Genomic DNA, 21034 nt, shown 5'->3' on the forward strand with positions numbered 1-21034 from the left:
CCCTGCATTTTGTAGTTACAACCAATTACCTGAAGAAAAACAAAACCGAACGCGGGGCACTCAAGCAGAAAACACTGAAAACATACACATACGTGCACGACAAATGAAAACCAGGTGCTAGTCGTTTAGTCTCAAAGTTATCCAGGCGGCGAGACGTGAACAAGCGTCAAATAATTCACGTCTGCACCGCTAGATCCTCAGGACGAAACCCTGAGTACAGTCATTTGGGAGCGCCGCATGAATCTCGCTGAATTAAAGAAGGTTTCAATCTAATAGTCTGACGTCTACCCTCAGGTTGCTTGATACGCTTCAATAAAAGCTTCACAGCCTGGGCTCCGAGTTCCTCGAGAGGTTGCGCTACAACTGTCAATCTTGGGCTAAAAGCATCCGCCCAGTCGAAATCGTCAAAGCCAACCAACGCGATATCCTTTGGCACCTCAAGCCCCGCTTCACGAAGGGCCTGCATTGCACCAATGGTCATCAAGTTGTTTGCAGTCATTATTGCGGTGGGCGGGTGCTCTAGCGATAGCAAATGGCGAGTGGCTTCCATTGCCGGCGCAATCGCCGATTCACCACAGCAAACCAATTGATCTTCGTACTCAATTCCAGCGTCAGCTAAAGCCGCACGGTAGCCGTCAATTCGCTCATGAGAAGAAGACTGGGTCAATCGTCCGGATACCATCCCGATACGCCGATGACCCAGCTTAATCAAATGTGCAATCAACTCTTGAGAGGAGTGCTTATTCTCTACCCCCACCTGATCAAAAGACGTCGAGAGAAGTCGATCGATGAGAACCGTGGGTATCTTGTTGGCTTTTAAGTAATTAAATACTCGATTTTCTGGATCATATTCCGAAGCGAGTACAATCCCGTCAACACGTCGCTCATGCAGTGCCTTGACCGCTTTGAGTTCCTGTTCCGGATCTCTTTGCGTATTGACCAGTATCATCATCAAACCGCTTTTCGCGCATGCCGCTTCGATGGCACGTACTGTTTCACTGAAGTAATAGTTTGAAAGCGTAGCAATCGCCACGCCGATCGCACCCGAACCCGAAGAGGAGCGAGCCAGAGACCGAGCGAGTGAGTTTCGAATATAGCCTACGGACTCTACAGCCTGATTCACACTACGGACGGTGTCAGGATGTACTTTACGAGTACCGTTGAGAACATGAGATACCGTAGACATTGATACGTTCGCGGCTCTCGCGACATCGCTCATCTTTGCGCCCACTGTGCATCACTCCTTTCTCACGTGATTTGATGGATAGCGCTGAACTCATGTCCAGTTGCTACCTATTGTAAAGCTCACGGCGAGAAAATGCGTCGATGGCTCTCGGAATTGATGCCGGGGCGAGCCCGCAATTTCGTGAAAGACCCAGCGAGATGCGCAGCGCATCTGAAGTCTGTGAATCGAGATGGTGGAATCCGCTATGCAGCATAGCCGGGCACTCCTTTTTATTATCGTAGCGATCATCCTGCGAACCAATTGATGGACGCAGCAGCGCTTGTTGAAAAAAGCATAGCCGAGACGAAAGCGCTTGCGCAAGCGCTTTTCTAACATCCTTTTCATGTGCTCTTTGATCGGAGCTTCCCTAGGGGATGGACGTTGAAGTGCTTTTTGGAGAATTCCTCGAACGAAAAGGAAAGCGCTTGCGCAAGCGCTTTCCTTTCGACTATGTTGCTCAAACAAGAACACCGATGAGAGGTTTCACCTGCTTCTCAAATCGGTAGATAAGGAGTTAACAGCTATGCTGAGCACTGGATCTGAAAGCCCCCCTCCTGCCCTATTGGAAATGCATTCCATCTCGAAGTCATTCAATGGGGTGCGCGTCCTGCATGACATTGACCTCAGTATTTTCCCCGGACAAATCCACGCGCTAATGGGCGAAAACGGCGCCGGAAAATCCACTCTGATGAAAATACTATCGGGGGCCTATGTCGCCGACAGTGGCACTATACGAATCGACGGATGTGATATTCGAAACTATGGCGTGAACGATGCGAAGCGCCATGGCATATCCGTCATCTATCAAGAGCTCAGCTTGTGCGCAAATATGAGCGTGGTGGAGAACATCTACCTGGGTAGAGAGATTCGTCGATGTGGCGTTATAAACCGCAAGGCAATGACCGAAGGCGCGCTCGTAGTACTAAAGCGACTTGGCGTCACATTTGATCCGCATGCACTGGTCGGCACCTTGTCGATTGCGGACCAACAACTTGTTGAAATCGCGCGGGCAATTCATGCCGATACGCGAATCCTGGTGATGGACGAGCCTACAACCCCACTATCCACAAAAGAGACCGAAAGTCTTTTTACATTGATTCGGCAGCTACGTGATGATGGCGTCGCGATCATCTATATCAGCCATCGAATGGCCGAGATATACGCATTGTCCGATTTTGTTTCGGTGCTCCGGGACGGTCGTTACGTTGGTTCGCTGGATCGCGTCACGCTGTCAGCTGAAACCCTGGTCCGGATGATGGTTGGCCGCGATGTTTCCGGCTTCTACGCCCATGAGCGTTCTTTGTGCTCTTACGAGCAACCGATACTACGTGTTCGCAATCTTACAGATGACTTCAATATTCAAGATTGCAGTTTCGATCTGTATGCCGGCGAAATCCTCGGGATTGCAGGACTGGTGGGCTCAGGGAGAACCGAACTTGCCCGATTAATCGCAGGTATCGATGCACACTCAGGCGGAAAGATTGAAATGGACGGCGAAGTTGTAGTCATACGCTCTCCTCGCGATGCAGGTAATGCAGGCATCGCCTATCTGACAGAAGACCGCAAAGCACTGGGCCTTTTTCTCGACATGAGTGTCCACGACAATATCAATGTATGTGTTGTGGGAAGTGATGCTCGACTTGCGGGGTTTGTGGATCGAACGGCCGGAACTGGACGTACCGAACAAGCAATCCAGGCACTCAATATCAAAGCGTCCTCAGATATCAATGTTGGAGCGCTGTCTGGAGGCAACCAGCAAAAAGTTTTGCTGGCTCGTCTGCTGGAGATGAAGCCCAGGGTATTGTTCCTCGACGAGCCTACATCGGGTGTCGACATTGGGGCTAAATCAGAAATATATAAAATCATCAATGCATTAGCAGCATCCGGCGTTTGCGTAGTGATAATTTCAAGTGAACTACCAGAGATCGTTGGAATTGCCGACCGTGTATTGGTCATGTGTGAAGGTAAACTTGTCACCGAACTCGGTGGCCACAGCGGTCTTGATATCACACCTGAAGCCATTATCGCGTCTGCCACAGGCAGCGACAGGTTGACTCTAGCCAACGGAGACTTAGTCCAATGACTTCCCCACTGCAAAGCAAAGTAGCAAGTGACTTCACCGCGCCTGATGTACGAAGCATCGCCGGAGTTTCCACGCAGGATAAAATGCGCCAATTGATGAGAGTGGCGGGCATGCTGCCCGTATTGTTACTCCTTTGTGTGGGCTTTGGCCTGATGAGCGAGAGCTTTTTCTCGGTTCAGAATTTCTCAATCATCAGTCAGCAAGCCTCTATCAATGTGGTATTGGCGTCAGGTCTGACTTTCGTGATTTTGACCGGTGGAATCGACCTTTCGGTTGGTTCGATTCTGGCTGTTTCCGCAGTAGTGGCGCTATTGGTATCGCAAGTTCCGGGCTTTGCTCCCCTGGCCATTGCAGCGGGGCTTGGAGTCGGACTTCTGCTAGGGCTCGTCAATGGTGTATTGGTCGCGTTTGGAAAGCTACCGGCATTTATCGTCACGCTAGGCGGTTTAACTGCGATGCGTGGAATCGCACGCCTCATCGGCGAAGACAAAACGGTTTTCAATCCCGACCTGTCCTTTGCTTACATTGGAAACGATACGTTGTTCGGGGTGCCATGGCTGGTTGTAATCGCGGTAGTCGTGGTTACTCTTTCGTGGGTTATTCTTCGACGTACGGTGTTAGGCGTACAGATTTACGCAGTGGGCGGTAATCCTGAGGCCGCACGGTTGTCGGGAATCAAAGTCTGGAAAGTCCTGTTATTTACTTATGCCCTGTCCGGTTTGTTGGCGGGCGTGGGGGCCATCATGACTTCCGCCCGACTGATGGCTGCTAACGGACTGCAAATGGGACAGTCTTATGAACTCGACGCTATCGCCGCCGTTATTCTGGGAGGTACGCGCTTTACAGGAGGCGTCGGCACTATCGTCGGTACGCTAATTGGCGCCCTGATTATCGCTACACTTTCCAATGGCCTGATATTGCTGGGAGTTTCGGATATCTGGCAATACATTATCAAAGGTGTTGTCATTATCGGAGCGGTAGCCCTCGATCGCTTTCGGCAGTCAGGTGCACGAACCTGAATCATATATAACCCCCCACACTCCAATAACAAGAGACAGTGCTCATGAAAAAAATAATATTTACCGCTGTTTGTACACTACTGGCATTCAGCACCGCTCAGGCGCGAGAGTTGAAATCCGTCGGCATAACTGTTGGCTCGCTGGGTAATCCTTATTTTGTAGCGATGGTAGATGGCGCCAAAGCCGAGGCACTGCATATCAATCCAGCCGCAAAATTTATCTCAGTGTCGGCAGATTACGATTTGAATAAGCAGTTCACTCAAATCGATAACTTCATTTCTTCGGGCGTGGACTTGATTCTTGTCAACGCCGTCGACCCTGTCGCAATCGCACCTGCGATTGCGAAAGCAAGGAAGGCAGGCATAGTGGTTGTGGGCGTAGATGTCATGGTGCAAGGTGCCAACGCCACGGTACAAACCGATAACGTCGAAGCCGGCAGGATTGTATGTCAGTACATCTCTGAGAAGCTGGGTGGCAAGGGTAACGTTATTATCCAGAATGGTACGCAGACTTCAGCAGTCCTGGACCGAGTCAATGGCTGTAAGAGTGTTTTCGCGCAAACACCTGATATCAAGATACTGTCTGATAATCAGGATGCCAAAGGCTCGCGCGAAGGTGGCTACAGCGTGATGCAAGGCGACTTGACTCGCTTTGCAAAAGTCGACGCGGTGTTCGCGATCAATGATCCCCAGGCCATAGGTGCAGACTTGGCGGCAAAACAACTCAAGCGCAAAGGCATCATTATCGCATCGGTGGATGGAGCTCCCGATATAGAGACTGCGCTCAAAAGCGATACACAGATCCAGGCATCCGCCTCTCAATCCCCTTGGGGCCAGGCACAACAGGCCGTAACGATGGGTTATGACCTGTTGAATGGCAAATCTTTGGAAAGCACAACGGTACTGCTTCAACCTTCACTTGTAACCCGGACTAATGTCATGGAGTACAAAGGCTGGCAAGCTGACCACTGACCGACCACTAAGCGGTTGAGTCAAGTGACATCGGGTCTCTAGCCACCCTCTGTAATGCGGGGAATGGCTGCTGCGAGATGCTCGCAGCAGCCGAACGGCATGAAAATCCCTAGAGGGCGAACCTGTGGGACGCCTGAGCGACGGCTGCTGACGAGAGACTTTGCATGTTTACCGAAACAAAACAAATAGTAAGCACAGAGCTACTCAACTACGTTAAGGCTCTGTCTGGGAATCGAATTGTCGTTGCGCTAGCGGGGCCGCCTGGTGCCGGTAAGTCCACCGTCTCTCAGGCCTTGGTAGAGGCTCTTAATAGCGTTATGCCGGGGAGCGCAGCTGTCGTTCCCGGGGATGGCTTTCATTACGATGACGCGGTTCTTGGATCCTTGAACCTTTTAGATCGTAAGGGCTCACCTGATACATTCGATGTGGGTGGCTTCAGGAGTCTGCTGCTACGGCTTCGTGCGAACAACGAACCAGCGGTTGCCGTTCCGGTATTCGATCGAATCCTGGAGATATCCCGTGCTGCAGGACAATTGATTTCCTCTGACGTGAAATATCTCATCGTGGAAGGAAACTACCTTCTATTAGACCTCGCCCCATGGTCGTCCTTAAGAGACTGTTTTGACGCCACCATCATGCTGCAGGCTGACCGCAAAACCCTGGAAGCGCGCCTGCTTGATCGATGGCGATCATTGGGTTTCGATGAGTCTACTTCCTATGAAAAAGTTCATCGCAACGACCTTCCGAATGCCGACATTGTGATTTCGGCCAGCAATATCGCTGACTTCACGATCACAAATTAAGATCCCACTTCCTCTCTTCTGAGAAAAAATCACGCGTTAACCAAGCGCTTTGCTTGGCTAGCTTTTTAACGCTAACAGGCCTACGAACGCTATCAACAACTTGTAGCGAACCTTTAAAGAGCAAATGACTATGTATCTGGTATGTGGTGAAGCGCTGTTCGATTTCTTCAGTGAAAACGACGTCAACGCTCAAGCTTCAAAAGTGAACTACAAAGCGATTGCCGGTGGTTCGCCGTTCAACGTCGCCGTCGGCTTGCGCCGTCTGGGCATCGACGTGGCGCTATTCGCCGGACTGTCCAGCGACTACCTCGGCCGGCGTTTACAGCAAGTGTTGCAGGAGGAAGGCGTGCGCCCGGACTACCTGCAGGATTTCGACGCACCGACCACCCTGGCGATGGTCGCCGTCGGTGCCGACGGTTCGCCGCATTACAGCTTCCGAGGCGAAGGCTGCGCCGATCGCCAGCTGTTGCCGGGGCATTTACCTGAGTTAGGCGCTGAGGTGCGTGGGTTGCATATTGGCTCGTTCTCGCTGGTGGTGCAGCCGATTGCCGACACCCTGTTGGCCCTGGTCCGCCGGGAAAGCGGCAAACGCCTGATCAGCCTCGACCCCAACGTGCGACTCAACCCAGAACCGAATATCGAACTGTGGCGCGAACGTATCAATACTCTGGTCGAGCATGCCGACCTGATCAAGGTCAGCGACGAGGACCTGAACCTGCTCTACCCCGAGCGTGATCCGCAGAGCGTGATCGAAGGCTGGCTGGAACACCGTTGTCAGTTGGTATTCCTTACCCGTGGCAGCCAGGGAGCAACGGTATTCAGCCGCCGCCATGGCACCTGGTCGGTACCGGCCTGCGCCGTGGTGATGGCTGATACCGTGGGCGCCGGCGACACCTTCCAGGCGGCATTGATCGCCTGGCTGACCGAACAGCAGTTGGATTCGGTGGAGGGCTTGCAGCGCTTGAGTCGCGAACAGATCGACGCGATGCTCACCTTCGCCGTCAGCGCCGCTGCCCTGACCTGCGGCAAGACCGGGCCGGACTTGCCGTATCGGCATCAGTTGGATTGATATCTGGTCAGGATCTGTGTCGCGGGCATTGCAGTCTTCGCGGGCAAGTCGGGTCGCCGCACCGCTCCCACAGGAGTACGCACATTTACTGTGGGAGATCCGTATTTCAATGCACGGGCGCGGTACCACAGCGAATGCCGATGGAGTCCCGTCATTCCAATTTGACTCTTGCCTCTTGCCTGAAAGTCGTGCCCACCAGGCAGTCAGCAGGCACTGCCTATTTCGACAAAATTACCAGCGGAGTATCTTTCTTCACGATGTAGGTTGCCAGTTCAGCCCCAGTGGTCGTGCCGATGTTCGTGGCGATATGCGCGGTACCTTCAGGAATGTACAACGAATCACCGGCTTTGAGCGTCACAGTTGGCTGCCCTTCCAGCTGATATTGGAAGGTGCCGCTGATTACGTACGCCACTTCCACACCAGGGTGAGAATGCTTAGGTGCTGCGACGCCCGGTTCGAAATCGACGCGAACCTGAATCACTTCACGATCGGAAACACTGAGATCACGCTTTACAAGATCCGTGCGATGGAGTCCGGTCTGCCAGCTTTTTGCCGCTGCTGTTTCATGGGCAGGTTCAGCCGAGGTCTTTACTTCTTGGGCATATGCCACGCCTGCGAATGCGGCGAAAGTCACGGCAGTAGCAAGGGCTGCACCAAAAAAGCCAGCAGTTTTACGGGTATTGAAACGAGACATTGATCTTCTCCAGGTTAAGCACGGCAAAGACCGTGACAGGGGCCGCTTGTGCAATAACTCCATTTAGCGGCCGCGGTGTATCTGTCACGTGTCGAGAAAGGCGTGCTTTTGTATGTGTAGTTAGCTGACTACATAGGAGATACGTTGAGATACAACCCTTGGGAACACGTTCTCAATTTTGTCCGACACCGCTAATTGGCTGAATCAAACAGCCCCACGAACGCCGTCAACGCCACGGAATATCCCGGCGAGATCATGAAATGCTCATTCACTGGCACGGGTAATGCGTACGCTCCCAACTACAGCCTCGCTCCTACAGGGAATTTCATTAGCACCGTAATTCCTGTGGGAGCGAGGCTTTCCCGCGAAAACCGAGACACGGTTTCAGCCAGTCCTTTGCACTTACTGCAACACTGATTTGTCATCATTTCATTTGATAGCCCACTGATGGAAGGTGCATGCTAGAGAGCTCGCTTTGAGCTGATATCATTCCGAATGATAGTTACCTTCGCCTCATTCGATTCGTGCCATACATCCTCGCCAAGCATCATCCGTCCATCTCAATACATTGGCGGATGCATCCATGGAACAATCACTCAAACATTTGCGCTTCCCTTTGGCCCTGTTGGCCGTGCTGGTGATGAGCGCCTGCGGCAAGACTCCGGGGGCTGCCGCCACGATGCCCGCGGCCAAAGTCAGCGTGGCCAAGGTGCTGGAACAACCGGTCAACGAGTGGGACGAATTCACCGGGCGTCTTGAAGCGCCGGAAACGGTAGAGATTCGTCCACGGGTCTCCGGTCAGATCGATGACGTGGCCTTCACCGAAGGCGCGCTGGTCAAGAAAGGCGATCTGTTGTTCCAGATCGACCCGCGTCCATTCCAGGCGGAGGTCCGCCGCCTCGAAGCCCTGGTGGCCCAAGCCCGTGCCACGGCCACCCGCAGCGAAAACGAATCCCAGCGTGGCGAACGCCTGCGTACCAGCAACGCGATTTCCGCCGAACTCGCGGACTCGCGTACCAGCGCCGCTCAAGAAGCTCGCGCCGCCGTCGGCGCCCTCCAGGCACAATTGGACCTGGCCAAACTGAACCTGAGCTTCACCCGTGTCACCGCGCCCATCAGTGGCCGTGTCAGCCGTGCGGAAATCACCGCCGGCAACCTGGTGACCGCCGATACCACCGCGCTGACCAGCGTGGTGTCCACCGACAAGGTCTACGCCTACTTCGACGCCGACGAGCGTGTCTTCCTTAAATACACCCAGCTCGCCCGCCAGGGTCAACGCGGCGCCACCACCCCGGTTTACATGGGCCTGTCGAATGAAGACGGCAACCCGCACCAGGGCCAGATGAACTTCGTCGACAACCAGGTCAACCCAAAGACCGGCACCATCCGCGGTCGTGCGGTGTTCGACAACAGCGACGGCACCTACACCCCGGGTCTTTACGCACGCCTGAAACTGGTGGGCAGCGGTACTTACTCCGCGGTGTTGATCAACGACGAAGCGGTCGGTACCGACCTGGGGAAAAAATTCGTTCTGGTGATGGATGCCGACAACAAAACGGCTTACCGCCCCGTCGAACTGGGTCCGAAGATCGAAGGTCTGCGCATCGTACGTAGCGGCCTGAACAAAGACGACACCATCATCGTCAAGGGCTTGCAGCGGGTTCGTCCTGGTTCACCGGTCACCCCTGAAGTGATCCCGATGGCCAGCCAGGAAACCCTCGCGGCTCTCGCACAACAACGTCAAGCGCTGGAAGCCAGCAACCTGCCCCAAGTCGCACCTGCCAAGGTCGCGCCGGGTACGGTTGTGAAAGTGGCTGCTGCGACTCCACGCGGTTAAGGGACAACTACTCCGATGAATTTTTCCCAATTCTTCATTTCACGGCCGATCTTTGCAGCGGTACTGTCGCTGCTGATCCTGATCGCCGGCGCCATCTCGCTGTTCCAGTTGCCGATCAGCGAATACCCGGAAGTGGTGCCACCGACCGTTGTGGTGCGTGCCAACTTCCCGGGCGCCAACCCTAAAGTCATCGGTGAAACCGTGGCCGCTCCTTTGGAGCAAGCCATCACCGGCGTCGAGAACATGCTGTACATGTCCTCGCAGTCCACCGCTGACGGCAAGATCACCCTGACCATCACCTTCGCCCTGGGCACCGACCTGGACAACGCGCAGGTGCAGGTGCAGAACCGCGTGACCCGGTCCGAGCCGAAGCTTCCCGAGGAAGTGACTCGCATCGGTATTACCGTCGACAAGGCGTCGCCCGACCTGACCATGGTTGTGCACTTGACCTCGCCGGACAAACGCTACGACATGCTCTACCTGTCCAACTACGCCTTGCTCAACATCAAGGATGAGCTGGCGCGTCTGGGCGGTGTCGGTGATGTGCAGCTGTTCGGGATGGGCGATTACTCGCTGCGGGTGTGGCTCGATCCGAACAAGACTGCTTCGCGCAACCTGACCGCCACCGATGTGGTCACCGCGATTCGTGAACAGAACCGTCAAGTAGCGGCCGGTGCTCTCGGTGCGCCCCCTGCCCCGAATGCCCAAAGCTTTCAGCTGTCGATCAACACCCAAGGCCGTCTGGTTTCCGAAGAAGAGTTCGAGAACATCATCATTCGCTCCGGCGAGAATGGTGAAATCACTCGCCTGAAAGACATCGCTCGCGTCGAACTCGGCTCCAGTCAATACGCCCTGCGTTCCTTGCTGAACAACCAGCCGGCGGTGGCGATCCCGATCTTCCAGCGCCCTGGTTCCAACGCGATCCAGATCTCCAACGACGTTCGGGAGAAAATGGCCGAGCTGAAGAAGAACTTCCCGGAAGGCATGGATTTCAGCATCGTCTATGACCCGACGATCTTCGTGCGCGGTTCCATCGAGGCGGTGGTTCACACCCTCTTCGAAGCGCTGATCCTCGTTGTGCTCGTGGTGATCCTGTTCCTGCAAACCTGGCGCGCCTCGATCATCCCGCTGGTGGCGGTGCCGGTTTCGCTGATCGGTACGTTTGCCGTGATGCACCTGTTCGGCTTCTCGTTGAACGCCCTCTCGCTGTTCGGGCTGGTACTGGCCATCGGTATCGTGGTCGACGATGCGATTGTGGTGGTGGAGAACGTCGAGCGAAACATCGGGCTCGGATTAACCCCTGTAGAAGCCACCAAGCGTGCCATGCGCGAAGTGACCGGTCCGATCATTGCCACCGCGCTGGTGCTATGTGCGGTGTTTATCCCGGCCGCGTTCATCTCCGGCTTGACCGGGCAGTTCTATAAACAGTTCGCCCTGACGATTGCGATTTCGACCGTGATCTCGGCCTTCAACTCACTGACCTTGTCGCCGGCGCTGGCCGCCGTGTTGCTCAAAAGCCATGACGCGCCGAAGGACCGTTTCTCCAAGGTTCTGGACAAAATCTTCGGTGGCTGGTTGTTCCGTCCGTTCAACCGCTTCTTTGACAAGGCCAGCCACGGCTATGTCGGCACCGTGGGCCGGGTTATCCGCAGCAGCGGCATTGCCCTGTTGTTGTATGCCGGCCTGATGGTGTTGACGTTCTTCGGTTTCTCCAGCACCCCGACCGGTTTCGTACCCGGCCAGGACAAGCAATACCTGGTGGCCTTCGCGCAATTGCCGGACGCCGCGAGCCTGGACCGTACCGAAGACGTGATCAAGCGCATGTCCGACCTGGCCCTGAAACAGCCTGGTGTGGAAAGCGCGGTGGCCTTCCCGGGCCTGTCGATCAACGGGTTCACCAACAGCCCGAACGCCGGCATCGTGTTCGTCACCCTGAAACCGTTCGACCAACGTAAGGATCCGAGCATGTCTGCCGGTGCGATTGCCGGTGCATTGAACGGCCAGTACGCCGGGATTCAGGAAGCCTATATGGCGATCTTCCCGCCGCCACCGGTACAAGGCCTGGGGACCATTGGTGGTTTCCGCCTGCAGATCGAAGACCGGGGCAACCTGGGCTATGACGAGCTGTACAAAGAAACCATGAACATCATCACCAAAAGCCGCAGCGTGCCGGAACTGGCCGGTTTGTTCACCAGCTACACCGTGAACGTGCCGCAGGTCGATGCTGCCATCGACCGGGAAAAAGCCAAGACCCACGGCGTGGCCGTCAGCGACATCTTCGACACCCTGCAGATTTATCTGGGTTCGCTGTATGCCAACGACTTCAACCGCTTCGGTCGCACCTACCAGGTCAACGTTCAGGCTGAGCAGCAGTTCCGCCTCGAATCGGACCAGATCGGTCAGCTGAAAGTGCGTAACAACCGGGGCGAGATGATCCCGCTGGCGACCTTCATCAAGGTCAGCGACACCTCGGGCCCGGACCGGGTAATGCACTACAACGGCTTCATCACCGCTGAAATCAACGGTGCGGCCGCCCCCGGCTACAGCTCCGGCCAGGCCGAGAAAGCCATCGAGAAACTGCTCAAGGACGAATTGCCCAACGGCATGACCTACGAGTGGACCGACCTGACCTACCAGCAGATTCTGTCCGGCAACACCGCGTTGTTCGTGTTCCCGCTCTGCGTATTGCTGGCGTTCCTGGTGCTCGCGGCGCAGTACGAAAGCTGGAGCCTGCCACTGGCGGTGATCCTGATCGTACCGATGACCCTGCTGTCGGCCATTACCGGTGTGATTGCCTCGGGCGGCGACAACAACATTTTCACCCAGATCGGCTTGATCGTACTGGTGGGACTTGCCTGTAAGAACGCGATTCTGATCGTCGAGTTTGCCAAGGACAAACAGCAAGAAGGCCTCGGCCCGCTGGCAGCGGTACTGGAAGCCTGCCGTCTGCGTCTGCGGCCGATCCTGATGACCTCCTTCGCGTTCATCATGGGTGTTGTGCCTCTGGTCTTCTCCAGCGGTGCCGGTGCCGAAATGCGCCATGCCATGGGTGTGGCGGTGTTCTCCGGGATGCTCGGGGTGACCTTCTTCGGTCTGTTGCTGACGCCGGTGTTCTACGTACTGATTCGCAACTTTGTGGAGCGCGGTGAGCAACGCAAAGCAGCCAAGGCGCTGAAATTGGAGGCGCAACAATGAGCCTGAAAGCCTTCCTGCCAAGCCTTCTGGTACTGGCCCTGAGTGCCTGTGCCGTCGGCCCGGACTACAAAACCCCAGCTACGGAGGCGGCCAACATCACGGCCGCCACCGATGGCAGCGCCGGTCAGAAGAACTTCGACCGCGCTCGTTTCGAAGGCATCTGGTGGCAGCAGTTCGACGATCCGACCCTCAACCAGTTGGTGACGCAATCCTTGCAAGGCAACCGTGATTTGCGCGTGGCCTTCGCCCGCTGGAAAGCGGCTCGGGCGATTCGCGATGACGTCAGCAATGACGCCATGCCAACCATCACCAGCCGCGCAAGCAGTGACCTGGCCAAAGGGCAGATTCCCGGCCAGACCACTAAACGCGTCAACAGTGAACGCTATGACCTGGGCCTGGACATGGCCTGGGAACTGGACTTGTTCGGTCGTATCCAGCGCAACCTGGAATCCAGCGACGCCGAACAGCAGGCGGCCGAGGCCGATCTTTACCAACTGCAAGTCACCATGATTGCCGAACTGGTGGACGCTTATGGCCAACTGCGCGGTGCGCAACTGCGGGAAAAGATCGCCCTGGCCAACCTGAACAACCAGCAGGAATCGCGCAAGATCACCGAAAGCCTGCGTGATGCCGGTGTCGGCGATCAGCTGGACGTGGTCCGCGCCGATGCGCGCCTGGCCTCTGTCGAAGCCAGCGTGCCGCAACTGCAGGCCGAGCAGGTTCGGCAGAAAAACCGTATCGCCACCCTGTTGGGTGAACGTCCGGACAAGCTGACCGTAGACTTGAGTCCGAAAGACTTGCCGGCCATCGCCAAGGCCCTGCAGATCGGTGATCCGGGTGAATTGCTGCAACGTCGTCCGGACATTCTCAGTGCCGAACGCAAACTGGCTTCGGCCACCGCGCGGATTGGCGTGGCCAAAGCAGATCTGTTCCCACGGGTCAGCCTCAGCGGCTTCCTCGGCTTCACTGCCGGGCGCGGTTCGCAGATCGGCTCCTCGGCAGCCAACGCCTGGGCGCTGGGCCCAAGCATTACCTGGGCGGCGTTCGACCTGGGCAGCGTACGCGCTCGTTTGCGCGGCGCCGATGCTGAAGCCGAAGGCGCACTGGCGACCTACGAGCAGCAAGTACTGCTGGCGTTGGAAGAGTCGGAAAACGCCTTCAGCGACTACGGCAAACGCCAACAGCGTCTGATCTCGCTGATTCGTCAAAGCGAATCAAGCCGCGCCGCTGCCGACCTCGCGGAGATTCGCTACCGCGAAGGCACGGCGGACTTCCTCGTGCTGCTCGATGCCCAGCGTGAGCGCCTGGCGGCGGAAGACACCCAGGCCCAGGCCGAAGTCGAGTTGTATCGCGGCATCGTCGCGATCTACAAAGCCCTCGGCGGCGGCTGGCAGCCAGAGACAGTCGCCAGCAAGTAATGGTTTAAGAGCCCCTTTGGTTGGCCGCAACCCAACCAATTTTTTTGCCCCGCACCTCATTCGGTCGCGGGGTTTTTTTTGTATGCCGATTTTTTGTCAGCTTCACCCGACCCTGTAGGAGCTGCCGAAGGCTGCGATCTTTTGATTTCGATCTTGATCTTCGGCGGCTCCAAGTCCGTCAAAATCAAAAGATCGCAGCCTTCGGCAGCTCCTACAGGGGGTTAGTGGGCGGTCTCGTTATCTCGGTGTTTTTCAACGGTCACGGTAGCCGTGGTCCCGGCACGCAGGCGGTTTTTGGCGACATAGTCGGCATCGATCTGAATCCGCACCGGCACCCGTTGCGCCAGCTTGACCCAGGTGTAACTGGGGTTGATGTTGGCCAGCAGGCGACTGCCGGGGGAGTTCTCGCGATCGGCGATAGCAAAAGCGATGCTTTGCACGGTGCCGCCGAAGGTCTCGCCGCTCATCAACTCGACCCTGACCCGGTCGCCCTCCTCGATTCGCGGCAGCTTTGTTTCCTCAAAGTAGCCGCTGATATAAAACGAGTCGCTGTCCACCAGCGCCAACAACGCCCCCCCGGCACTGGCGTAATCGCCCTGACGAGTCAGCAGGTTGGTCACGTAACCACTGACAGGCGCGGTGACCCGCGTGCGTTGCAAGTCCAGTTCGGCCTGGGTCAATGCGGCGATCGCCAGCTGCACGTTGGCTTGTGCCAGGCCCAGATTGGCCTGATTACGCAACAGATCCGCCTGCGCCACAGCCACTTCGGTACTGGATTTTTCCCATTCTTCGCCGGAGATCGCAAAACGCTGTTTGAGGGTTCGACGGCGACGTTCTTCGCTTTCGCGTTGCCTGAGCAGCGCTTCGCTGGCGACAATCGTCGCTTCGGACTGGCCAAGCGTGGCTTTCGCGACTTCCACCGAACGTTTGGCATGCTCCACTGCCAGCGTGTAACGAGCCGGGTCGATCTCCAGCAGCAACTGGCCCTTCTCAACATGCTGGTTGTCTTGAACACCCAGGCTGACGATGCGCCCCGCGACATCGGCGGATAACGTCACCACATCGGCGCGAACCCGTGCATCCCGAGTCCAGGGCGCGCGGGTGTAATGTTCCCAGGCGAACCAGCCGAGCACAAAGGTCAGCAATACCACTGCCACAGTCACGAGTCGGGCAAGGATCTTCTTCAAAGCATCAAGCTCCCATCACCAGAATCAGCGTCGCGCAAACGCAGGCGTACAACGCACCTTCGAACAAGGCCTCATGCCAGACAAAACGCAGCACACCTAAGCGGCGCAAGACCCAGTCCAGCAGCAGGAAAATCGGCAGGGCCAGCAGTAACGCCTGGGCAATCGGCGGCAAGTAGACGCCACCCAATTCAAAATCAATGGGCAAGGGCCAGCTCTCCTTCCGTTTGGGCGGGTTGAAAGTATTTGCGATGTCGCTCCAGAAACGACACCACGATCAACAACGCCACGCGCATCCTGAATACCGACCACAGGTGTTCGTGAACGTCTAAATGCAAGTCGTCCATTTCATCGCCCAAGACACGCAAGTTCCCGAGCAACAGCTCAAGGTCGATCCCGGGTCGCCCGGCGATCAATCGTCCTGTTTCACGCACGGCAGCCAGCAAGCGGTTTTGTTGTTCTGTACTCAACAACGTGTTGCTTTGCCCCTGTTGCCTGAGCTGGTTCAAAGCCACACCCAGCGCCATGCAACCGAGGCTGACTTCGAACAGCTCCCGGGAATGCTTGTCGTGGGTAGCCGGCAAAAGTCCCAACATCATGGTCAGGCGATCGACCATACGGCTTTCAAACGCAAATTGCTGTTCATCGGTGGCCGGCGTCTTCAGCAAAGCGTAGACCTGCTCGCAGCTTTCATTGAACAGCCGGCGTATCCGCAAAGCTGGCCTGAACGGGAAGATCAAGGCGTAGACGCTGAGCGCCAGCGCGGCGGCGCTGATATACGCACCGGCAAACTCGAACCACTGAATGGCACTGTTTTGGCCGATGCCTGCGTTTTGCGGGCCCAGCAACAGCATTGTCGTCAGTCCAAGACCAATGCCTGTGCCAGTGGTTGACGGACTGGCCAGCCCCACCGCGACGGCATACAGCAATGGGACAAGCAACAAGGCAAGTAACTCAAAGTCGCTGATCATCGGTACCAGCATGAACAGATAGAGCGCCGACACCACCAAGGCCAGACCCAGCCCCCTGGCAAAGCTTTGCGCGGCCAGCAACGGCCGCGGAAAAGTCGCCATCAGCGAACAGAGAATGCCCACTACAATCATGCCGCCACGGGCACCGTCCCAAGCGGTCTCGATCCAGATCAGACCGGCCACCAGCAACGCGGAAAATGCCCGGATTGCATTCATTGCCGCCAATGTGAAGTCCAGATGCAGCGGATTTTCCTGGCCACGGAACACGCAACTGGCTTCACGCCCTTCCTGAATTGCGTCGCTCAGCTCCAGAACCTGCCCCAGTTGCTCTAACATCCGTGCCTGCTCCCAGCGCAGTGCCCAGGCCAATGAACGCAGGGTGGCCGGCATCGTCTCGGTGAGTTGTTCGGCCTTGTAGGCCTGATCTTCGAAACGCTGTTGCAGCGCGGCGAAATGGTGCCGCGCCTCGCTCGACAGTGAACGCCCTTGCAGGGCCAATTCATCGAGAAACGCCAGTTCTTCGGCGCGCAAACGCTGTATCTCTTCCGGCAGTGCACCTTCCCAGCGTTCGGTGAGCAGTAACCGCTGGTGACGCAAGGCCGTCAACCGCGAAGTCAGCAGCACCAATTGATTGCCAAGCAACTGCACCAGACTATTGGCGCTGCGCAACCGTGGCGCATCGTAATATAAATGCCGACGTACCCCCTCCAGAGCACTGATTGCGCCGAGCAGTTGCATCTGCCGCCGATGGAAATCGGCCTCGCTTTCTTCGGTTCGGATGACGGCGGCAGCGTGGGTTGCGAGCAGCTTGATGACCTGATCGATCTTGGCGAAGTAATCCCGCGCCACAGCTTCCGGCCGCGCCGTGAGAAGGCTGACCACGCACACGCAAGCCACCGCCAAAAGCGTTTCGGTCACACGAGTGACCGCCAGCAGAAACGTGCCGGCCTGATCGGGCACCGCCAGCAGCGCCACAACCACCGCTGTGTACCCGCTCAGAACAAATGCCTGGGAACTGGTGTAGCGCAACAAGGTGCCGCCGGCGGTACAGAATGCCAACCACAAGGCCAGGGTGAGGATGAAAGGCAGGGGTGCCTGGGGAAAGATCGCCATGATCAACACCGCCACCGCCGCTCCGAACGTGGTGCCGATGACCTGGCCGAAACTTCGGGCCAGGGCCATGCCGCCCAATGGCTGGCTGACAATAACCACTGCCATGATCGACCACTTGGGCTGTTCAAGGTCGAACAGGAAGGCCAGATACAGCGTCAGCAGGCCGGCCACAATGGTCCTCAGGGCGAACAGCAGTACCTCTCGCCCGGGGTTGAGTATCGCCTTGAAGTATTGAAGCAACGGTTGCATGGGAGCGCTCATCGAGTCCTATCAGCAAGCGTAGTCATTGCTGCGGTGCCTCGACAGGTTTCAGTGTCGACAAAACCTGTAGGCAAACTCGCCGATGGACGCGCTTATATTGATAGACCCTGTCGATTATTCTGTCAGCCATACCAATTTGAGAACGATCTGCCATTGCGCGCGCTGGAGCGCGAAGTGCTGGCAGCGTTGGGGCAAACCGAGTTGCCACCCGCCCTTGAGCCCGTCGACTACGTGCTGAACTGAGCTTGGGTTTGACTCGTAGCCCTGCCTGACCGAAGCTGATGACTTTGTAAAAGTCTGCCAGCCCCGGATTCCTGCATGCCTCAGTCCCGCCGCTACCTGCTCATCAGCCTCTGCGTCCTGTTTGCCCTCGCCCTCGCCTGGTTTTTTTTGCGCAACACGACGCCTGCGGTACCGGAGGCGATCAAACATGGTTACAGCGAAGCGCTGGCCCAGGCTCGTGCGGGTCAACCGGGGGCGGCACGGGTGCTTTACCAGCAATTGGGTCGTCCTGACCTGTCGGTCAAGCGCCGTATCTGGTTGCATGCCGAACTGCCCAACTACCCAAGCCCGCAAGCCATGAAACTGGCCGATGCCGATCTGCAGCATCCCTCGGCGGAAGTGCGCATCGCCGCGATCAAAAGCGTCAGCGGGCTAGTGCCTAACGGACAGCGCAGTTTATTGCTGGGGCCCTTGCTCGATGACAGCGACCCCAGCGTCAGGTTTACGGCGGTCAACGCCTTGTTGGGCCTGTCCCCGGATGAGTTGGGGTTGTATTTCGGCCCCTTGGAGCAAGCCATCGACGCTTGGGAACAGGTCCTCAAGCGTCAACCGGAAAGCGCCGAAACCCAATATCAACTGGCTCGCCTGCACTTGCACAATGCCGAGCTCAAGGACGCGCAGCAGGCTTTGGAGCGCACGTTGCAACTGGCGCCCGGCAACCTGCCGGCACTGGTGATGCAGATCGAAGTGCTGGATAAACAGGGCCAAAGCGATGCCGCCAGGCAATTATTGGCTAAGCAGTTAAAGGCCCAGCCTGACTCGGCCTACCTGCAGCATGCGCTGGGGCTCTGGTTGCTGCATCACGGGCAAAGTGAGTTCGCCCTGCTCGGGCTGTCCAAAGCCGTGGAACTTGAGCCGGACAACAAGGATTACCGCTACGACCTGGCCACCACGCTGCATGGCGAGCAAGAGCTGGAGGCGGCGCAGAACCAGCTGCAGGAAATCGTCCGGCGTCACCCCTCTGATCGCAAGGCCCGCGTGCTGTTGATCAACTATTGGAAGGAAAGCGGACAGTTGCAGAACGTGCAGATCCTGTTGGCGCAGTTGGAGCAGCTCAACCCGGATGACCCGGCGTTGCAGCAAGGGCTTTAATCAAGATCAAAAGATCGCGTTCCCTGTAGGAGCTGCCGCAGGCTGCGATCTTTTGATCCTGGGCCGTCGCGCGAACGCAAAAAAAGATCAAAAGATCGCAGCCTGCGGCAGCTCCTACAGGGGGTCGTGTAGTCAACGACACACCCGCTGCAGTCTCAGGACAGCATGTCCGTCATGATCTGCTGCAATTCATCCAGATCGAACGGCTTGGCAAGGATCGGCGCTGTGAGGATGATCGGGCTGTCGGTTTCGCGAATTTCCTGCGGGTAACCGCTGATAAAAATCACTTTGAGTTCCGGTCGCAATTTCACGGCAGGTTCGGCGATCTGCACGCCAGAGATGCCTCCCGGCAAGCGGAAATCGGTGATCATCATGTCCAGATGCGGTTTGCTCGCCAGAATTTCAAAGGCCTGCTCACCGTTTTCGGCTTGCAGCACCCGGTAACCCTCACCCGACAAATAAGTAGACAGCACCATCAAGATCGAAGGGTCATCCTCGACGATCAGTACCACGTCTTGCGCATCTTCACTCATGGAAAGCCTTTGTTCGGTCAATAGCTGCTGATACGACCATGTGGTCACTCAGAGGTTGCGTGTGTCTGGCTGTTTTCCTGAAGCGGCAGACAAACGCGAAACAAGGCGCCTTCGCCAATCCGGCTCTCGACGGTAATGGAGCCACCATGGGCGGCGACAATCTGCTCCGAAATAAACAGCCCCAGGCCCAACCCCGCCATAACGGTCTTGGCGCAAACCCGTTCAAACTGCTGAAAAATGCGCTGCTGATTCTCTTCACTGATCCCGATACCACGATCCTGAACCTCAACCCGCGCTTGCCCGTCGTGATTGTACACGCGTACGTCGATCAGGCTCTTGGCACCATAACGCAACGCATTGGTCAGCAGATTGGAAATCACCTGTTCGATACGGAATTCGTCCCAGCTGCCCACCACGGGCTGCTCGGCCGTCAAGGTAACCGACGATTCTGCGGCCTCGACCTGCGGTGCGAAATTTTGCAGAAGGTTGCTCACCAACCGCACCAGGTCAAACCGACTGGGACGGATCGACAGCTTGCCGGTGCGGATCCGTGACACATCGAGCATGTCTTCGATCAGGCGGATCAGACTTTTGATCTGCCGTTCGTCGCGCTCGACCATGGCGTGCATCTTGTCCAGGGTGAAGGCCGACGCATTATCCCGGGCCAGGTGCATTTTACGCAGCTGGGTTTCGAGAATCAGGCCATTGAGCGGTGTACGGACTTCGTGAGCAACGATGGACATGAAATCATCACGCATGCGCACCGCTTGCTCCAGATCATTCTGGGTGTTCTGCAATTGCTTGAGCAGCGCCTCCTGCTCCCGACGGCTTTGCTTGAGCGCTTCAACCTGCTGCTTCATCGCTTTGCTCTGGCGATACAGGTCGACGAAGACATTGACCTTGCTTTTGACCGCGTGGATATCCAGCGGCTTGTACAGGAAATCCACGGCGCCGCTTTCGTAACCCTTGAACGCGTAATTCAATTCGCGGCCGGCGGCACTGACGAACACGATCGGGATGTTTTTGGTTTTTTCCGTGCCGCGCATCAACTCGGCCAACTCGAAGCCATTCATGCCGGGCATCTGCACGTCGAGAATGGCCATGGCGAATTCGTGCTGTAACAGCAGCGACAAGGCTTCGTCGGCCGACAGGGCCTTGTAGACGATACGGTCCTCACGCCTGATCAAGGCTTCAAGCGCCAGAAGGTTCTCCGGCAAGTCGTCGACGATCAGTAATTTGGCCTGGATATTACTTAGCATGCGATTCGTTCCAGCCAATGAGTAT

The 21034-nt window shown here is 56.6% G+C and carries 16 protein-coding genes and 1 pseudogene; 10 read left to right on the forward strand and 7 right to left on the reverse strand.

What is annotated here, in order from left to right; translation table 11 throughout:
• Positions 1-220: 220 nt before the first annotated feature.
• Positions 221-1231 (reverse strand): LacI family DNA-binding transcriptional regulator, encoded by a 1011-nt coding sequence (locus KGB14_RS06330; protein ID WP_008006387.1) that lies wholly within the window; start codon positions 1229-1231, stop codon positions 221-223.
• 517 nt (positions 1232-1748) lie between these two features.
• On the opposite strand from KGB14_RS06330, the gene KGB14_RS06335 reads away from it, so the two are divergent.
• From KGB14_RS06335 to KGB14_RS06355, 5 genes are all read left to right on the forward strand, one after another.
• Positions 1749-3308 carry a sugar ABC transporter ATP-binding protein gene (locus tag KGB14_RS06335; RefSeq protein WP_223484888.1) on the forward strand — a complete coding sequence of 520 codons (1560 nt, stop codon included), beginning with the start codon at positions 1749-1751 and terminating at the stop codon, positions 3306-3308.
• Entirely contained in the window at positions 3305-4327 is a 1023-nt protein-coding gene (locus KGB14_RS06340) for an ABC transporter permease subunit (RefSeq protein ID WP_223484890.1), read from the forward strand. The genes KGB14_RS06335 and KGB14_RS06340 overlap by 4 nt, the downstream gene beginning before the upstream one ends.
• A gap of 44 nt (positions 4328-4371) precedes the next feature.
• Positions 4372-5298, forward strand: coding sequence for an ABC transporter substrate-binding protein (locus KGB14_RS06345; protein ID WP_223484892.1), 927 nt, complete (start codon positions 4372-4374; stop codon positions 5296-5298).
• 164 nt (positions 5299-5462) lie between these two features.
• Positions 5463-6101: a nucleoside/nucleotide kinase family protein gene (locus KGB14_RS06350; protein ID WP_223484894.1), complete on the forward strand. Its 639-nt coding sequence runs from the start codon at positions 5463-5465 to the stop codon at positions 6099-6101.
• A gap of 130 nt (positions 6102-6231) precedes the next feature.
• The gene (locus KGB14_RS06355; protein ID WP_223485046.1) at positions 6232-7170 is read left to right on the forward strand and encodes a carbohydrate kinase family protein; all 939 of its coding nucleotides are present in this window, start codon (positions 6232-6234) and stop codon (positions 7168-7170) included.
• 217 nt (positions 7171-7387) lie between these two features.
• On the opposite strand, the gene KGB14_RS06360 is transcribed toward KGB14_RS06355, so the two are convergent.
• On the reverse strand, positions 7388-7864 hold the full coding sequence (locus KGB14_RS06360; RefSeq protein WP_223484896.1) for a cupin domain-containing protein: 477 nt from the start codon (positions 7862-7864) through the stop codon (positions 7388-7390).
• Positions 7865-8447: 583 nt separating this feature from the next.
• On the opposite strand from KGB14_RS06360, the gene mexE reads away from it, so the two are divergent.
• Genes mexE through KGB14_RS06375 form a run of 3 tightly spaced genes read left to right on the forward strand, consistent with a single transcriptional unit; the run spans position 8448 to position 14314 of the window.
• Positions 8448-9701 (forward strand): multidrug efflux RND transporter periplasmic adaptor subunit MexE, encoded by a 1254-nt coding sequence (gene mexE / locus KGB14_RS06365; RefSeq protein WP_223484898.1) that lies wholly within the window; start codon positions 8448-8450, stop codon positions 9699-9701.
• Between the two features lie 15 nt (positions 9702-9716).
• Positions 9717-12896 carry an efflux RND transporter permease subunit gene (locus KGB14_RS06370; protein WP_223484900.1) on the forward strand — a complete coding sequence of 1060 codons (3180 nt, stop codon included), beginning with the start codon at positions 9717-9719 and terminating at the stop codon, positions 12894-12896.
• A complete protein-coding gene (locus tag KGB14_RS06375) occupies positions 12893-14314 on the forward strand; it encodes an efflux transporter outer membrane subunit (RefSeq protein ID WP_223484901.1) in 1422 nt (473 codons plus the stop codon). Before KGB14_RS06370 ends, KGB14_RS06375 begins: the two co-directional genes overlap by 4 nt.
• Positions 14315-14535: 221 nt before the next feature.
• Here the strand turns inward: KGB14_RS06375 and KGB14_RS06380 are convergent, their stop codons facing one another.
• From KGB14_RS06380 to KGB14_RS06390, 3 genes are read right to left on the reverse strand one after another with little or no spacing between them, the layout of a single operon-like run.
• Positions 14536-15501, reverse strand: a complete 966-nt coding sequence (locus tag KGB14_RS06380; RefSeq protein WP_223484903.1) for an HlyD family secretion protein — start codon at positions 15499-15501, stop codon at positions 14536-14538.
• Between the two features lie 4 nt (positions 15502-15505).
• Entirely contained in the window at positions 15506-15706 is a 201-nt protein-coding gene (locus KGB14_RS06385; RefSeq protein WP_223484905.1) for a DUF1656 domain-containing protein, read from the reverse strand.
• Positions 15696-17843, reverse strand: a complete 2148-nt coding sequence (locus KGB14_RS06390) for an FUSC family protein (RefSeq protein ID WP_223484907.1) — start codon at positions 17841-17843, stop codon at positions 15696-15698. Before KGB14_RS06390 ends, KGB14_RS06385 begins: the two co-directional genes overlap by 11 nt.
• 126 nt (positions 17844-17969) lie before the next feature.
• On the opposite strand from KGB14_RS06390, the pseudogene KGB14_RS06395 reads away from it, so the two are divergent.
• Positions 17970-18086, forward strand: a pseudogene (locus KGB14_RS06395) (bestrophin); the annotation flags it as partial.
• A gap of 75 nt (positions 18087-18161) precedes the next feature.
• Positions 18162-19217, forward strand: coding sequence for a tetratricopeptide repeat protein (locus tag KGB14_RS06400; RefSeq protein WP_223484910.1), 1056 nt, complete (start codon positions 18162-18164; stop codon positions 19215-19217).
• A gap of 155 nt (positions 19218-19372) precedes the next feature.
• Here the strand turns inward: KGB14_RS06400 and KGB14_RS06405 are convergent, their stop codons facing one another.
• Entirely contained in the window at positions 19373-19750 is a 378-nt protein-coding gene (locus KGB14_RS06405; RefSeq protein WP_223484912.1) for a response regulator, read from the reverse strand.
• Between the two features lie 44 nt (positions 19751-19794).
• Entirely contained in the window at positions 19795-21009 is a 1215-nt protein-coding gene (locus tag KGB14_RS06410) for a hybrid sensor histidine kinase/response regulator (protein ID WP_223484914.1), read from the reverse strand.
• Between the last annotated feature and the right edge of the window lie 25 nt (positions 21010-21034).

Source organism: Pseudomonas sp. A-RE-19, assembly GCF_019956555.1.
Taxonomy (GTDB): domain Bacteria; phylum Pseudomonadota; class Gammaproteobacteria; order Pseudomonadales; family Pseudomonadaceae; genus Aquipseudomonas.

Coding starts and splice junctions, on each gene's coding strand:
- KGB14_RS06345 (WP_223484892.1), top strand. CDS start 4,372: ATGAAAAAAATAATATTTACCGCTGTTTGTACACTACTGGCATTCAGC.
- KGB14_RS06375 (WP_223484901.1), top strand. CDS start 12,893: ATGAGCCTGAAAGCCTTCCTGCCAAGCCTTCTGGTACTGGCCCTGAGT.
- KGB14_RS06350 (WP_223484894.1), top strand. CDS start 5,463: ATGTTTACCGAAACAAAACAAATAGTAAGCACAGAGCTACTCAACTAC.
- KGB14_RS06400 (WP_223484910.1), top strand. CDS start 18,162: ATGCCTCAGTCCCGCCGCTACCTGCTCATCAGCCTCTGCGTCCTGTTT.
- KGB14_RS06370 (WP_223484900.1), top strand. CDS start 9,717: ATGAATTTTTCCCAATTCTTCATTTCACGGCCGATCTTTGCAGCGGTA.
- KGB14_RS06360 (WP_223484896.1), bottom strand. CDS start 7,864: ATGTCTCGTTTCAATACCCGTAAAACTGCTGGCTTTTTTGGTGCAGCC.
- KGB14_RS06340 (WP_223484890.1), top strand. CDS start 3,305: ATGACTTCCCCACTGCAAAGCAAAGTAGCAAGTGACTTCACCGCGCCT.
- KGB14_RS06390 (WP_223484907.1), bottom strand. CDS start 17,843: ATGAGCGCTCCCATGCAACCGTTGCTTCAATACTTCAAGGCGATACTC.
- mexE (WP_223484898.1), top strand. CDS start 8,448: ATGGAACAATCACTCAAACATTTGCGCTTCCCTTTGGCCCTGTTGGCC.
- KGB14_RS06410 (WP_223484914.1), bottom strand. CDS start 21,009: ATGCTAAGTAATATCCAGGCCAAATTACTGATCGTCGACGACTTGCCG.
- KGB14_RS06355 (WP_223485046.1), top strand. CDS start 6,232: ATGTATCTGGTATGTGGTGAAGCGCTGTTCGATTTCTTCAGTGAAAAC.
- KGB14_RS06405 (WP_223484912.1), bottom strand. CDS start 19,750: ATGAGTGAAGATGCGCAAGACGTGGTACTGATCGTCGAGGATGACCCT.
- KGB14_RS06335 (WP_223484888.1), top strand. CDS start 1,749: ATGCTGAGCACTGGATCTGAAAGCCCCCCTCCTGCCCTATTGGAAATG.